Below are 13,733 nucleotides of genomic sequence, written 5' to 3'. Positions count from 1 at the left end.
GGTGTGAAACGCGACTGCGGCGACGATACTCTGGGGGTCGCCCCACGGGACAATAGCTCCGCGCCAGGTCGATTTTTCGAGAAAAGCCTCTCTAGGAATAGAGGGGCTTTTTTTATGATACACATCGCAAAGTCTTGTTTTAGTTAAACTTACATAATAAGGTACAGAAAGGTACAGGGTAAATTTTTTCAAAAGATAGAGTTAATGCAGAGCAAGCAAAATTTGATAGCTCTCAGAAAGGCACAGTTTCAGCAGCGCCTCTTACTTAATCATCAGTTGATTGAAATAGTCAAGCATACAGACAGCCACGCTTTTTTGACGAATCCAGCTGCTCACAATGTTTATCTATACTTGACGAACTACGTCCGAGTTTGTTCTGAAGCTTGGTTGAAAACTAAGTTAACAACTTTGCGCGTACTAGATTGGGGATGCGGTAAAGGTCACATTTCTTTTTTACTACGTGAAATGGGTGCTATGGTAACTAGTTGTGATGTGACTAGTGGTGCAGCATTTGGTCAGGATGCGCCTATTATCGATCGCGCATCCATATCAGTCGTCTCTTTAGAACATCCCTATTTACTTCCCTTCAATGATGCTAGCTTTGATGTCGTCCTGAGTTTTGGTGTTCTCGAACACGTTTCAAACGATCTTGCGTCTTTACATGAAATTCGGCGAGTGCTTAGTCCACAAGGCTTATTCTTCTGTTTCTTCTTGCCCTACTACTTATCTTGGACTCAACGGCTAGCACATTTACGAGGAGACTTTTATCACGATCGCTTATATACTAAAAAACTAGTGAAAAACCTCCTTAGCCAGAGTCAGTTCCAGCTCATCGATCTCTGGCATAGACAACTGCTACCTAAAAATCGTATTTCCTACGTTAACCATCATAGTTTTGAAAGCTTAGATCGGTGGCTAACTGAAAATACTTTTCTCAAATACATTGCTACTAATATTGAGTTTGTAGCTTTCAAAAATTAAACTCAGTTCATATGGAAGATATATATATTTCAACCATGTGTTAACCGTAGACTCAGATTTACTTAACACTCATTGCTAACATACGCTGTAGTGGCTTCAAGGCAGCCGTGACGATCTCTTCTGATAATTTAATTTCTGGACTGCGGTTCTTCATTGCTAAATAAAGCTTTTCTAAAGTATTCAGACGCATATAAGGGCATTCATTACAATTACAATTACTATTTATTGGTGGTGCAGGAATAAAATTCTTATGAGGAGCTTCTTTCCGCATTTGATGAATAATTCCTGGTTCAGTGGCAACGATAAAAGAACTCGCGGTACTCTTTTGACAATGTTTTAACAAAGCTGTTGTAGAACCAACATAATCTGCATGACGCAAGATAGGAGGTTCGCATTCAGGGTGAGCTAAAACTTCCGCTGCTGGATGCTGAATTTTTAATTGAACGAGTTTCTTTTCTGAAAATGTTTCATGGACGATACAGCTACCTTGCCACAGCAACATATTTCGACCAGTTTGTTGCATGACATATCGCCCTAAATTGCGGTCTGGAGCAAAAATAATTGGTCGATTTAGAGGGATTTGGCGTACAATCTGCACCGCATTAGAACTGGTACAAATAATATCGCTCATCGCCTTAATTTCGGCAGTACAGTTAATATAAGAAATGACTAAGTGGTCTGGATGTGCTGCTTTGAAAGCGGCAAACTCTTGAGAAGGACAACTATCTGCCAAAGAACAACCTGCTGCTAAATCTGGCAAAAGTACGAGTTTATTAGGATTGAGAATTTTGGCTGTTTCTGCCATGAAGTGAACGCCAGCAAAGACAATAACTTCAGCATCAGTCTTCGCAGCTTGTTGAGCCAATCCTAATGAGTCGCCAATATAATCAGCAATGTCTTGAATGTCTGGTTCTTGATAGTAGTGTGCCAAAATTACAGCGTTCAGCTCTTGTTTTAAAGCTTGAATTGCTGCAAACAAGTCTACAGGTATTTCACGGGTTGGATTATTTTGAACGATCGCAGTTGTAAACACAATTCAAATAGATAAAACTTACAATTTCTGGTCTTCTTGCAATTATAGTATTTTTTACCAAAACTGGGTGCTGGTAGAGGCAAAATCTTTCCTAACACCTAACGGTAGTGCCAAAAGCCGTCATGCTTTTCTATGCTGGATAAAGAAGATCGGGAATGAAGCATGACCAGTCAAAGCAAACAGGATGAAACAACCGTCATTGCAGTTGTCGGTGATATTCACGACCAATGGGAAGCAGCAGATGGCATAATATTGCAAAAACTAGGCATCGACCTTGCATTATTTGTAGGCGACTACGGCAATGAATCAGTAGATGTAGTCAAAGCGATCGCCGATCTCGACATTCCTAAAGCAGCAGTGTTTGGCAACCACGACGCTTGGTATACCGCTACTGCGTGGGGTCGCCAGAAGTGTCCTTACGATCGAAAAAAAGAAGACTGGGTGCAAGAACAAATAGACTTATTAGGAGAAGCCCATGTTGGTTATGGCAAACTAGACTTTCCTAAACTAAACTTAACTGTTGTTGGTAGCCGTCCGTTTACTTGGGGTGGTTCGAGCTGGAAAAACGAAGACTTCTATCAAGAAAGATTTGGCGTAGCAAGCTTTGAGGAGTCTACCGCACGCATTATAGCAGCAGCTCGTAGCGCCACCTACGATACCGTCATTTTTCTCGGACATAACGGACCATCAGGATTAGGAGATTGCCCTGAAGACCCTTGTGGCAAGGACTGGCAACCCTTGGGGGGTGACTTTGGCGATCCAGATTTGACAGAGGCGATCGCGCAAACTCGTGCCGCAGGAAAACAGATTCCTTTGGTCACATTTGGTCATATGCACCATAAACTACGCCACACCCAAAAGTATTTGCGTAAGCCAGTTCATATTGCCCGCGAAACAGTTTACCTCAATGCTGCTAGCGTACCTAGAATCGTTGAAAATGGCAGCGATCGCCAGCGCAATTTTTCCTTAGTCTATCTCCAATCTGGGATAGTATCTCAAGTGTCTCTCGTTTGGGTAGATCGAGATTATCAAATAGCATCAGAGCAAATCCTTTATCAGCAACAAAGTCAGCTCGTGCAGCCTGCATAGAAAATAGAATGTGCTATCATTTATTAGCTTTTAGATCTAGCTAACAGCTAGTAGCTAAATTGGAGAGGTGGCAGAGTGGTCGATTGCGTTCGACTTGAAATCGAATGTTCCGAAAGGAACCGTGAGTTCGAATCTCACCCTCTCCGTTAATCATTTTCACGTTCTGCCAGTTCTAACCAACGTTCGGTTGCCGTGTCGATTGATTGCACTAATTGAGCTAACTGCTCGGATAACTGCTGCATTTCGGTAAAATCGCTAGGAGGGTTGTTGTAGAAAATCTTTTCTAGCTCTTCCTTTTGCGTTTCCATCTCGGGAATTTGAGTTTCTAGCGTTTCATATTCCCGTTTTTCTTTGAAAGATAGCTTGCGCGATTTGGCTGCGGGAATCGTAGGGGCGCACAGCTGCGCGCCCGTACCGGAGTCGGGAGTCGGGAGTGAATTTCGACTTTCAGCTTTTGGCTTTTGACTCTCAACTTTTGACTTTTCTTCCTCTTCAGCTTGCTTGTATTCCAAATACACTGAGTAGTTGCCTGGATATTGACGCAGATTGCCACCAGATTCGATCGCAAAAATAGTCTCCACCGCGCGATCGAGAAAATAGCGATCGTGGGAAACAACGATCGCGCAACCGTTAAAGTCTTCTAGATACTCTTCTAATACCGCTAGCGTTTGTACATCTAAATCGTTTGTCGGTTCGTCTAAAATCAACACGTTAGGCGCACTCATCAGCACGCGTAACAAAAACAACCGCCGCTTTTCTCCGCCAGACAGCATGTGGATGGGTGCATATTGCTGGTTGGGGGGAAACAGAAACCGTTCCAACATTTGGGAAGCCGTAATGATGCTTCCATCGGCTGTTTTAACCAACTCTGCTACATCTTTGAGATATTCGATAACTCGCTGATTTTCATTCAGCGTCAAATCTTCAGAATGTTGGTCGAAATAACCAATATGAATTGTGGAACCAATTTCCACCGTACCGGAATCGGGCTGCACTCGTCCGGTAATAATATCCATCAGCGTCGATTTTCCCGCGCCGTTACTGCCAATAATGCCAATGCGGTCTTCGGGATTGAATGTATATGTAAAGTCTTTGATGAGAAGGCGATCGCCGTAGGATTTGCTAATATTTTCTAACTCAATTACCTTTTTCCCAATCCGCCGCCCTGGAGTAGAAATTTCTACCTTACCCTGCACTTGCTTAAATTCCCGCGCCTGCATCTCGTAGATGCGATCGATTCTGGCTTTTTGCTTAGTGCTACGGGCTTTTGGACCTCGTTTCAACCATTCCAACTCTCGCCGTAATACTCCGGCGTGTTTGTGCTGACTGCTGACGGCTGATTCTTCTGCTTCTGCCTTTTTTTCCAGATAATAAGCATAGTTACCGGAATAAGTATAAAGGTCACCGCGATCGATCTCGATAATGCGATTTGTGACCCGATCCAAAAAGTAGCGATCGTGAGTGATGAGTAACAGCGCACCGCGAAACCGAGTTAGATAACTCTGCAACCACTCAACAGACAGTGCATCTAAATGGTTTGTCGGTTCGTCCATCAACAACACATCTGGTTCCGACAGTAAAGCTGCTGCTAGCGCGATTCGCTTGCGGTAGCCCCCAGAAAGATTGCTAATTTTGGCATCAAAGTCTTCAATTCCTAACTTGCTAAGAATGACTTTAGCATTAGTTTCTACTTCCCATGCTGCCAATGCTTCAATCTGCTGGGAAACCTTCGACAAATGCGCCATGAGTTTATCGAGATCGCCCTGTCCGTGCGCGAGTTTATCGGAAATTTCTTCGTATTCCCGCACTAGCGCCATCTGTTCGCCACCATCGGCAAACACTTGTTCTAAGACAGTATGATTCTCATCTAAATTTGGCTGTTGGGGTAGGTAGACAATTTTAGCTCCTGAATTTACCCAAATTTCACCGCTATCTATTGGTTCCAGTCCGGCGATCGCCTTGAGTAATGTTGATTTACCAGAACCGTTTACCCCAATTAGCCCGACTTTATCGCCTTCATCCAGGCTAAAGCTAGCATCTTTCAAAATTTCCTTGATGCCAAAGTCTTTTTTAACCGATCGCAGCGTGAAAATAGTCATGGGTTATAGGTAAGCTACCAATTACCTAGTCTAACGTTGATGCGTAGGGGCGGGTTTTGACCAAAGATTGCTGGTTGGGGCGATCGATCTGTCTGCTAAACCCGCCCGTACAAAAGTCAAAACAATTATTTTCAGTGAGTCGAGACAAACCAATCGATTAATTTACGAGCAATACTCAACTTTGGGGGAATTTGAGGTAAATTATGCTTGTTAAACCAACCAGCATCCACTAGTTCTTCTGGTTCGATCTCAATTTCACCGCTAGCATAGGTGGCTGTAAACCCAATCATCAGAGAATTGGGAAAGGGCCAAGGTTGGGAACCAAAATAGCGAATGTCTTTCACTTCAATCCCGACTTCTTCGCGCACTTCTCGCACTACCGTTTCTTCTAGCGATTCGCCTGGTTCGACAAATCCAGCTAATATACTGTACATCTTGGGTGGAAATCTGTGAGCGCGAGCTAATAATAATTCCTCACCGCGAGAGATGAGGACGATAACCGCAGGTGAGAGGCGGGGATAATTAACCAAACCACAGTTAGGACAACGTTTTGCCCGTTCGTGTGGTAATTGGGTAGTAGGAGTAGCACAGTAACCGCAGTACTGATGGGTACGATTCCATTCGACGATTTGAATGGCGCGACCGCTCAGAACAAATAGATCTTCGTCCAGCGTACCGTATAATTCTCGCAGCCCTTGTAATGCCATGCCCGTAGGTGTAGACATATCTTTGGAGAGTTCGGCACAGTAGCAGGGGCGATCGCCTAATGTACCGAGAAATTGCGTCCGTATAGGAATTAAGCCAATCTCTTCTAAACTAGTGAGTTGGGGGATTTGATTCGCTGTTCCTTCTTGATGTACTAGTAGTTTTTTACCTACAAAGGCAAACCACCAAGCGGGTACGGATTGTTCTACGGGTGGAGTAATGCCAGGAGTAAAGATATAATGCATTGTTAAGCTTTGGGGTCAAAGATTCGATTTTAGGTCACGCATCAGCCGTAGGCGTTAGCGATAGCGAAGGCGAAGCCGTTAGCGTAGCGTTAGGCGCAGAGGCGCAAAGAAGAGCGCAAAAGTTAGCATTGTAGGAGCCGAATTTAATGTGAGGAGATGGTGCAAGGCAAACCTACCACGGCAGAAATTCAAGCGGCATACGGGCGCACGGTTCCAGATATTATTGCTCCAAATTTAAATGTTTTGTTTTGCGGGATTAATCCTAGTCTCTATAGTGCTGCTGTCGGACATCACTTTGCCCGCCCAGGAAATCGCTTTTGGCGATCGCTTCACGCTGCGGGTTACACAGAACGGATACTGTCACCGTTTGAAGACCGGGATCTGTTACAGTTTGGTTATGGTTTGACAAATATTGTCGATCGCGCCACGGCTAGGGCAGATGAGTTAAAAACTGAAGAATTGATCTTCGGTCAACAACAGTTAGCAGTCAAGATCGAACAATATCAACCGCGATTTTTAGCTATTTTGGGTATCAGTGCCTATCGGACAGCATTTTATCAACCCAAAGCTGTCATGGGAAGACAATTTGAGTTGCTCTCTGGTGCAACGATTTGGATATTACCTAATCCCAGTGGGTTAAACGCTCATTATCAAATAGCAGATCTTACGCGGGTGTATCGAGAATTGCTGCTGGCGGTGAAGGATTGAGCGCGTCTTGAGTGAGTACCTCGATCGCTGTCTTTAACCAATCAATATAAGTCTGTTCTTTGCGGATTGCTAGTTCTAATACCAGTCGTTGCATCAACTGTTCGCGGTTGTTTATAGGATTGCTCAACGTTGGTAGTTCTATTTGTTCGCATTCAGCCAACTTGTCACGTCGTGCTGCTAGCTGTCGTTCTAATAAGTGAATCGTAGCTTCATTTGACAGATGTGCGGCGAAAAATAATTGAATTGGTAGTGGATCTCTTACTGTTGGTATGGGTTGAGGGCTTTGTAGCCACTGAGTTAATTCGGCTTTTCCTGCTTCAGTGACGCTGTAAACTTTACGGTTGGGGCGATCGCACTGAATTTCAACCTTATAGGTAATCCATCCTTGCTCGACTAGTTTATCAAGGGTTCGATAAATTTGTGCCTGATCCGCAGACCATAAGTAAGTCATGCAGCGATCGAAGCAGCTCGTTTTCAAGTCATACCCTGTCCTTTTTGCTTGTAGGAGGAAGCCCAATATTGCGTGTGCTAATGACATACGGTTTTCTGTATATAAGGTAGTAAATTCCCCATCTTTTACTACCGATCTAATCTTATGTTACTATACGATAAGTCATATATAAGAGGCATCAATTATGATGATGCTGATAACGACTTACCACGACAAAGAGCGCTGACACAAAGACGCAAGGCTCGGACGCAGAACGTTGAGGAGACGGGTAGATGGAACTGTGTTAACGATAAAGTGCTAACAATAAAAGAGTCGCGATCGCCTGCCCATCAAATCTAAGTTGCGATTCGCACGTATATTGTCAAAAGCCGTTAACTGTTAAACTCCATCTGTAATAAATACCGCAGCAGCAAAAATTTCAACGATTAAAGACTATCGTAACGGGAGGATGGATTCCATTGACTTCTCACAAATTGCTACAACGAATACATCGACATCAATATCTGCGCGATCTGCGTAATAAATTGCTCTATTTACACCGTATATTGTTAGATACCGAACGCATTGCTTACGAACAAGTTAGCGGGCGAGTATCGAGTGGAGAACTGTTGCAATTAGCGATCGATCGCGAACAATTTGCTTGGCTACATCGCATCTCTGAATTAATCGTGCAAATTGATGAAATGCTGCAAGCAGATGAGCCAGTTACGCCAGGTATCATCAAAGAGTTGACTGCTTATACCCGCACGCTATTAACACCATGTGAAACAGGCGATGAGTTTGCTAGAAGATACTACAATGCCTTCCAGCAAGAACCAGCTGTTGTGTTAGCACATGCAGAAGTAACGCAGTTACTAAATAGTCGTTAGTCATTGGTCATTGGTCATTTGTAACTTTTGTGGGGTGGACAAGATGTCCACCCTTTAATTTAGTCTCAAATAAAAGTAGTTAATAGTGATACCAATTCTATTTATCCTTGCACTAAATCGGTCGCTCATAGCCCCCCTTGTTAAGGGGGGTTGGGGGGATCTTCCGTGGCGCAGTCAGATCAAAATGGTATGAATAGAAATAGGTAGTTTATCTAGGTTAACTCTGCTTGATATTGAGAAAAAAGACTAGCAGAAAATAAGAGTCTAAAGCCTTCATCATGATGAGGAATATCTTTAACCAAGATCTTGAGCATTTCAAATACACTGCTCACAAAAGGTTTCTTGACTCATGACTTTTAACTTTTGTCAGAAAAGGCGATCGCAAGCTAAAATGTAAAGCTGTGTAAATAAATACCTAAGTATGTGCCGTTTACTTGGCTACCTGGGTGAAATAGTATCGCTAGAAAAACTGCTGTACAAACCAGAACATTCACTGATCGTCCAAAGCTATCAACCCCGCGAAATGAATTCTGGATTGCTGAATGCAGATGGTTGTGGGGTTGGCTGGTATCATACCCAGCGCGATACTAACCCGTTCACCTATAAAAGCGTCCTACCAATTTGGAACGATGTCAATCTGCCCAGTTTAAGTCGTTATGTCGAGTCTGGCTGCGCGCTTGCCTACGTCCGCAGTGCTACGCTGGGACAAGCAGTAGATTTAAGTAACTGCCAACCGTTTGACAATCAAAAGCTTTTGTGCATTCACAACGGGCGGATAGAAAACTTTCGTCAAACTATCTATCGTCCGATCCGCGATCGCCTCAGCGATTTTGCTTACCAGGCAATTAAAGGTAGTACTGACTCAGAACACATATTTGCGCTATTACTAGATGAAGTCCAAGCCAATCCCTCTATGAGTTTAGAGCAAGCATTATCAGCTACCATAAACAATCTCGATCTATTGGCTAAGTCCCATCAAACTAGAGCTTCCGCCAACTTGCTGATAAGCGACGGCAAGCGTCTAATTGCTGCTCGTTTTGCCAGCGATCGCAACTCTCCCTCTCTCTACTGGCTGCGAGACGATCCAGCATTTCCAGCCGCAGTCATCATTGCTTCCGAACCTTTATTTAAAGGTGACTGGCACTCTATGCCAGAACATAGCATCGTCAGTGTAGGAGAAGACCTTGAAATCCAGTTCCATCAAATTTAGAGCAAGCGATCGCCCCCAGCAACGTCACCAACTAAAAGAATGGTACGAGCAGTGTCGTCAAGGAACTTTAGCTATATTCGAGCAAGTAGACGAGGAAACTTTCCGCGCTCAAGTACACCCCGACTTTAGCCCTGTGGGATGGCATTTCGGTCATATTGCCTACACAGAATCCCTGTGGTTGCGAGAGCGCAGTGCGGGACTAGCACCATTATTTCCCGAACACCGCCGCCTATTTATGGCTGACGGCTTACCAAAATGCGATCGCGTTAAGTTGCCAGGTAAAGCCGTTATTCGTCACTATCTAGATACAGTCAGGCAAGAAGTTTTACAAATTCTTACAACAGTAGATCTAGAGCAACACGAACGCCTGTGGCGCTGGATGCTACAACACGAAAGCCAGCACTGCGAGACGATCGCGTTTTTGTTGCAATTATCAGGGAGCAGGGAGCAGGGACGAGCTGGGAGCAGGGAAAAGAGAGTTGGGGGAGTTGGGGAGGCTGGGGAAGAAAATACCCATTACCCATTACCCATTACCCATTACCCATTACCAACTACCAACCACCAAAATCAAATGATAAAAATCCCTGCTGGATATTTCGAGCAGGGGAATAATACCATTGACGCTTTAGATAACGAGCGTCCAGCACATCAAGTTTATTTAGATACCTACTGGATCGATCGCTATCCCGTGACTTGCGCTGAATATCGCCTGTTTATGAAGGCGGGAGGCTATCATAATCCGGTGTGGTGGTCGGAAAATGGTTGGCAATGGTTGCAACAAGAACAAATCGCTCGACCCCTTTACTGGTTAGAAGATCCGCAATACGATAATCATCCCGTTTGTGGTGTCAGTTGGTACGAAGCCGAAGCTTATGCCAATTTTGCCGATAAACGCTTGCCCACAGAAGCTGAGTGGGAAAAAGCTGCTAGCTGGGATGCATTAAATAGTCATCATCGTACCTATCCTTGGGGGGAAGTAGAGCCAGACCTAGATCGGTGTAATCATAACTACGCGATCGCGCAGACAACACCAGTCAACGCCCATCCCAACGGACGCAGCGCCTATGGTTGTGAAGATATGTTGGGCAATGTTTGGGAATGGACGGCTTGTGTATTTGATGGATACGCAGGTTTTGCCAGTTATCCCTACACTGGTTATTCCCAAGTTTATTTTGACGGACAGCATCAAGTTCTCAAAGGTGGCAGTTGGGCAACTCGTCCTTGGGCGCTAAGAGCGAGTTTTCGCAATTGGTATCATCCAGGCGTGCGGCAAATCTTGGCAGGGTTTCGGTGTGCGAAGAAATGAGTGGCTGGTGGCTAGTGACTAGCAACTAAACTCTTTTCTAGCCACCAGCCACTAGCTACTAGTCACTAATAACTGACAATTTTATGGGAAAATGCGTAAGGAATTGGTAGTAGCTGAGTTGATCTAACTCCAGCATGATTTTTTGCTAATTGGCTTTGTGTTTTACTTCTGAAGGTCGCAGACTATTGCAAATCGGCGATCGCGATTGGTATGTTTAAATTTGACGGAGGTTGAGCGTGTCCATATTTGAAACTGCAAGCAATATCTATCCCCGTTCCATCGAGCAACGCTTGCAGATAGAGAATCTCATCGCTCCCGCAGCGATCGCGACAAGCCGACTCACAGAAGGAAAAGACGCGATCGCGGGATTGACTCAAACGCCTAAAACCCTCCCACCGCGATACTTCTACGATGACCGAGGTTCGCAGTTATTCGAGCAAATTTGCGAATTACCCGAGTACTATCTGACGCGCACCGAAACAGCTATCCTGCAAAAATATGCAACTGAAATTGCGCGGCTAACAGGTGCGTGCGAACTCGTCGAATTGGGTAGCGGTAGCTCGACTAAAACGCGCATTCTCTTGGATGCTTATCACAAACTGGGATACCCACTACACTACATTCCAGTGGATGTCAGCGCGGGAATACTAGAGAGCAGTGCTAAACAACTCTTAGCCGACTATACCACGCTCAAAGTTCGCGCTTTAGCCAGTACTTACGAACTTGCACTAGAACGACTCGCGCCAACTTTTTTACCCAGTCGCACGATCTGTTTTATTGGTAGTACTTTAGGCAATTTAACCCCTTCAGAATCTGATGAGTTTTTCGCCCGGATTTTTGCAGCCCTTGAAGTAGGAGAGTATTTCTTATTGGGTGTAGATTTGCAAAAGCCAAAATCAGTTTTGGAGGCAGCTTACAACGATCGCCAAGGAGTCACGGCAGCATTTAACCTCAATATGCTGCAACACTTAAACTGGCGCTATGACAGCAATTTTGACCTGCAAAACTTCGAGCATTGGGCTTTCTATAACGAAACCGAGCATCAAATTGAAATGCATTTGCGAAGCTTGCGATCGCAAACCGTACAGATGCGATCGCTCAATTTAACCGTTGAATTTGCCGATCGAGAAACAATCAGAACTGAAATTTCTCGTAAGTTCAACCTCAAAACCCTACAACAACAGTTACAAACGCGAGGATTAAGTCCAGTAAAAACTTGGACTGACACCAAAAACTGGTTTGGTTTGTTGCTATGTCAAAAGAAGTGAGTAGTGAATAGTGAGTGGCTAGCGACTAGTGGCTAGTGACTAGATAAGAGTCGAGCCACTAGCCACCAGTCACTACTCACTGATAACTGACCATCAAACACTTGCTTCCAATTTCATTAAAATTTGTGGTTTGATCTTCTCGTATTCCTGCTTAAGCAAATTTTTACTCAACTGCACATCACCATGAATATTTGAAGATTGACTGAGGAGATACCATTGTTGCAACAGTATTCCTTGACTAGAGGCAACATTAATTAATAAGCAAGAGCTAGCATATTGTGGAGTTTCGCGTGCAAATAAAAGAACGCGATAGCATCCCTTGATACCAATTGATTGAATTATTTCTCGATTTTGACTATTTTTTAAATCGAGATAGTAAGTTAACCATTTTGTCCCGTAAGTGCGGTGATGGAGAGCAGTAATCCATAGCATCATCGGAGAAGGTGAGGTGATAAATAAGAAGTGGTTGTATGTTCTATTGACCAAACGTTTATTCACTTCTATTTGAGATAACATCACCCACAAAGCAGGACTCTCTTCATCGTTAATTTGGATTGATTGAGGAAAAACAATATCTGCGATCGGTTTATTTTGGGGCCAACAAGCCAGCCGACAAATCGCATCTGTGGTGAGCTGACCTTGCTGTGGTGCAACAATTGTATTAGCTGGCTCAATAGTGCTACTTGGTGTTTTTGTTGCTATAGGTTGAGTTGTGGAAAAAGAACGATCGCGCGGCTGTTCGAGCAGGGTAAAAACCTTGATAATTTCACTCACGTTTTGCGGGCGATCGCTGGGTGCTTTTGCCAAACAGCTCATGACCAACTCTTGCAACTGTGGCGGAATGGGAAACTTTGGTTCCGATGTCTCAAAAGAACGGGGTGGTTGATAGTGGTGGGCTTTAAACCAACCTCCAAAGGAGTCCGTGTTGGCTTGAATCGGGATATTACCCGTCAGCATCTCAAATAGCATGACTCCCAAACTATAAATATCAGAACGATTAGTAAGTTCGCTACCCTCCATTTGTTCTGGAGAAGAATAAGCAAATGTTCCCATGTAGTATCGAGTTTGACTGCTATCTGCTTGGAGTAACTTAGCAATACCAAAGTCTAAAAGTTTTGCCAATTCTCCCAAACTATTATCTTGAATTAATAAAACGTTACTTGGCTTAATATCTCGATGGATAATTGGATAAGTTTTTCCATCAACTGGAATTCCTTGGTGGGCGCATTCTAAACCAAGACTAATTTGCCGTCCGATACTTAAAAACCTCGGTAGTGATAGAGCATAATTGCGAATTACATCGCTCAAGTTTTTTCCTTTTAAGTATTCCATCACGTAGAACGGTGTACCATTCTCCTCTACAACACCGTAATCCATGACGCGGACGATATGAATGCTTTTTTGACCCAAGATAGCGCAGGTTTTCGCTTCTTGTTCAAAACGTTCTTGCACGCGAAGTTTTTTATTATGAATCGATATACTTAGTAATTTGACAGCAACGGGAACTCCTCCTAACAATTTATCGTGGGCAAGATAGACTTGACCCATTGCCCCTGCTCCAAGCACCTGTTGAAGTTGATAGCGGTTAGCAAGTATGCGGTTGAGATTGGGATCTCGCATGAATTAAAGTTCCGCCACAGCAAAAATTTGTGGTCTCTAGTTGTCATTAGTATTCTGCCCAAAATCAGTTATCAGTTATCAGTGACTAGTGGCTAGTGGCTAGTGACTAGAGAGAAAAGTCCAGCCACTAGCTACCAGCCACTAACCAC

At 44.0% G+C, this 13,733-nt stretch carries 15 protein-coding genes and 1 tRNA gene; 10 read left to right on the top strand and 6 right to left on the bottom strand.

All coding sequences use genetic code 11. From position 1 onward, the window contains the following. Window positions 1-192 (bottom strand): hypothetical protein (locus C7Y66_RS32495; RefSeq protein ID WP_233222707.1); only part of this gene is annotated, 192 nt, incomplete at its 3' end. Between the two features lie 12 nt (window positions 193-204). On the opposite strand from C7Y66_RS32495, the gene C7Y66_RS16230 reads away from it, so the two are divergent. Further along, complete coding sequence (locus C7Y66_RS16230; protein ID WP_106546391.1) at window positions 205-981, top strand: bifunctional 2-polyprenyl-6-hydroxyphenol methylase/3-demethylubiquinol 3-O-methyltransferase UbiG; 777 nt, start codon at window positions 205-207, stop codon at window positions 979-981. Between the two features lie 58 nt (window positions 982-1,039). On the opposite strand, the gene nadA is transcribed toward C7Y66_RS16230, so the two are convergent. Next, on the bottom strand, window positions 1,040-2,014 hold the full coding sequence (nadA, locus tag C7Y66_RS16225; protein ID WP_106546390.1) for a quinolinate synthase NadA: 975 nt from the start codon (window positions 2,012-2,014) through the stop codon (window positions 1,040-1,042). Window positions 2,015-2,176: 162 nt separating this feature from the next. Between nadA and C7Y66_RS16220 the strand changes: the two genes are divergently transcribed. Both C7Y66_RS16220 and C7Y66_RS16215 read left to right on the top strand, forming a co-directional pair. Next, window positions 2,177-3,103 carry a TIGR04168 family protein gene (locus C7Y66_RS16220; RefSeq protein WP_106546389.1) on the top strand — a complete coding sequence of 309 codons (927 nt, stop codon included), beginning with the start codon at window positions 2,177-2,179 and terminating at the stop codon, window positions 3,101-3,103. Between the two features lie 61 nt (window positions 3,104-3,164). Next, window positions 3,165-3,249 (top strand) — tRNA-Ser (locus C7Y66_RS16215). Here C7Y66_RS16215 and C7Y66_RS16210 read toward each other — a convergent pair. Together C7Y66_RS16210 and nudC are read right to left on the bottom strand one after the other, a co-directional pair. Beyond that, the gene (locus C7Y66_RS16210) at window positions 3,250-5,202 is read right to left on the bottom strand and encodes an ABC-F family ATP-binding cassette domain-containing protein (RefSeq protein ID WP_106546388.1); all 1,953 of its coding nucleotides are present in this window, start codon (window positions 5,200-5,202) and stop codon (window positions 3,250-3,252) included. It abuts the tRNA gene before it with no gap. A 131-nt stretch (window positions 5,203-5,333) separates the two neighbouring features. Then, on the bottom strand, window positions 5,334-6,152 hold the full coding sequence (nudC, locus tag C7Y66_RS16205) for an NAD(+) diphosphatase (RefSeq protein ID WP_106546387.1): 819 nt from the start codon (window positions 6,150-6,152) through the stop codon (window positions 5,334-5,336). On the opposite strand from nudC, the gene C7Y66_RS33000 reads away from it, so the two are divergent. Both C7Y66_RS33000 and mug read left to right on the top strand, forming a co-directional pair. Beyond that, the gene (locus C7Y66_RS33000; protein WP_255409999.1) at window positions 6,152-6,286 is read left to right on the top strand and encodes a hypothetical protein; all 135 of its coding nucleotides are present in this window, start codon (window positions 6,152-6,154) and stop codon (window positions 6,284-6,286) included. The two genes, nudC and C7Y66_RS33000, sit on opposite strands and share 1 nt — an antisense overlap. 22 nt (window positions 6,287-6,308) lie before the next feature. Then, window positions 6,309-6,860 (top strand): G/U mismatch-specific DNA glycosylase, encoded by a 552-nt coding sequence (mug, locus tag C7Y66_RS16200; protein ID WP_106546386.1) that lies wholly within the window; start codon window positions 6,309-6,311, stop codon window positions 6,858-6,860. On the opposite strand, the gene C7Y66_RS16195 is transcribed toward mug, so the two are convergent. Continuing rightward, window positions 6,817-7,398, bottom strand: a complete 582-nt coding sequence (locus C7Y66_RS16195) for a PadR family transcriptional regulator (protein WP_106546385.1) — start codon at window positions 7,396-7,398, stop codon at window positions 6,817-6,819. The two genes, mug and C7Y66_RS16195, sit on opposite strands and share 44 nt — an antisense overlap. Before the next feature lie 57 nt (window positions 7,399-7,455). Between C7Y66_RS16195 and C7Y66_RS16190 the strand changes: the two genes are divergently transcribed. The 5 genes from C7Y66_RS16190 (at window position 7,456) to egtD (ending at window position 11,964) form a co-directional block, all read left to right on the top strand. After that, window positions 7,456-7,650: a hypothetical protein gene (locus C7Y66_RS16190; protein WP_106546384.1), complete on the top strand. Its 195-nt coding sequence runs from the start codon at window positions 7,456-7,458 to the stop codon at window positions 7,648-7,650. Between the two features lie 119 nt (window positions 7,651-7,769). Continuing rightward, window positions 7,770-8,180, top strand: a complete 411-nt coding sequence (locus C7Y66_RS16185) for a hypothetical protein (protein ID WP_106546383.1) — start codon at window positions 7,770-7,772, stop codon at window positions 8,178-8,180. Window positions 8,181-8,601: 421 nt separating this feature from the next. Next, window positions 8,602-9,390, top strand: a complete 789-nt coding sequence (gene egtC / locus C7Y66_RS16180) for an ergothioneine biosynthesis protein EgtC (RefSeq protein WP_106546382.1) — start codon at window positions 8,602-8,604, stop codon at window positions 9,388-9,390. Next, entirely contained in the window at window positions 9,365-10,696 is a 1,332-nt protein-coding gene (locus C7Y66_RS16175) for an SUMF1/EgtB/PvdO family nonheme iron enzyme (protein WP_199197473.1), read from the top strand. Before egtC ends, C7Y66_RS16175 begins: the two co-directional genes overlap by 26 nt. Before the next feature lie 230 nt (window positions 10,697-10,926). Further along, window positions 10,927-11,964, top strand: coding sequence for an L-histidine N(alpha)-methyltransferase (gene egtD, locus C7Y66_RS16170; RefSeq protein WP_106546381.1), 1,038 nt, complete (start codon window positions 10,927-10,929; stop codon window positions 11,962-11,964). A gap of 93 nt (window positions 11,965-12,057) precedes the next feature. On the opposite strand, the gene C7Y66_RS16165 is transcribed toward egtD, so the two are convergent. After that, the gene (locus C7Y66_RS16165; RefSeq protein WP_106546380.1) at window positions 12,058-13,584 is read right to left on the bottom strand and encodes a serine/threonine-protein kinase; all 1,527 of its coding nucleotides are present in this window, start codon (window positions 13,582-13,584) and stop codon (window positions 12,058-12,060) included. Window positions 13,585-13,733: the final 149 nt, after the last annotated feature.

The organism is Chroococcidiopsis sp. CCALA 051 (assembly GCF_003015105.1).
Classification (GTDB): Bacteria; Cyanobacteriota; Cyanobacteriia; order Cyanobacteriales; family Chroococcidiopsidaceae; genus Chroococcidiopsis; species Chroococcidiopsis thermalis.
This window is presented reverse-complemented; position numbering and strand designations above follow the sequence as displayed.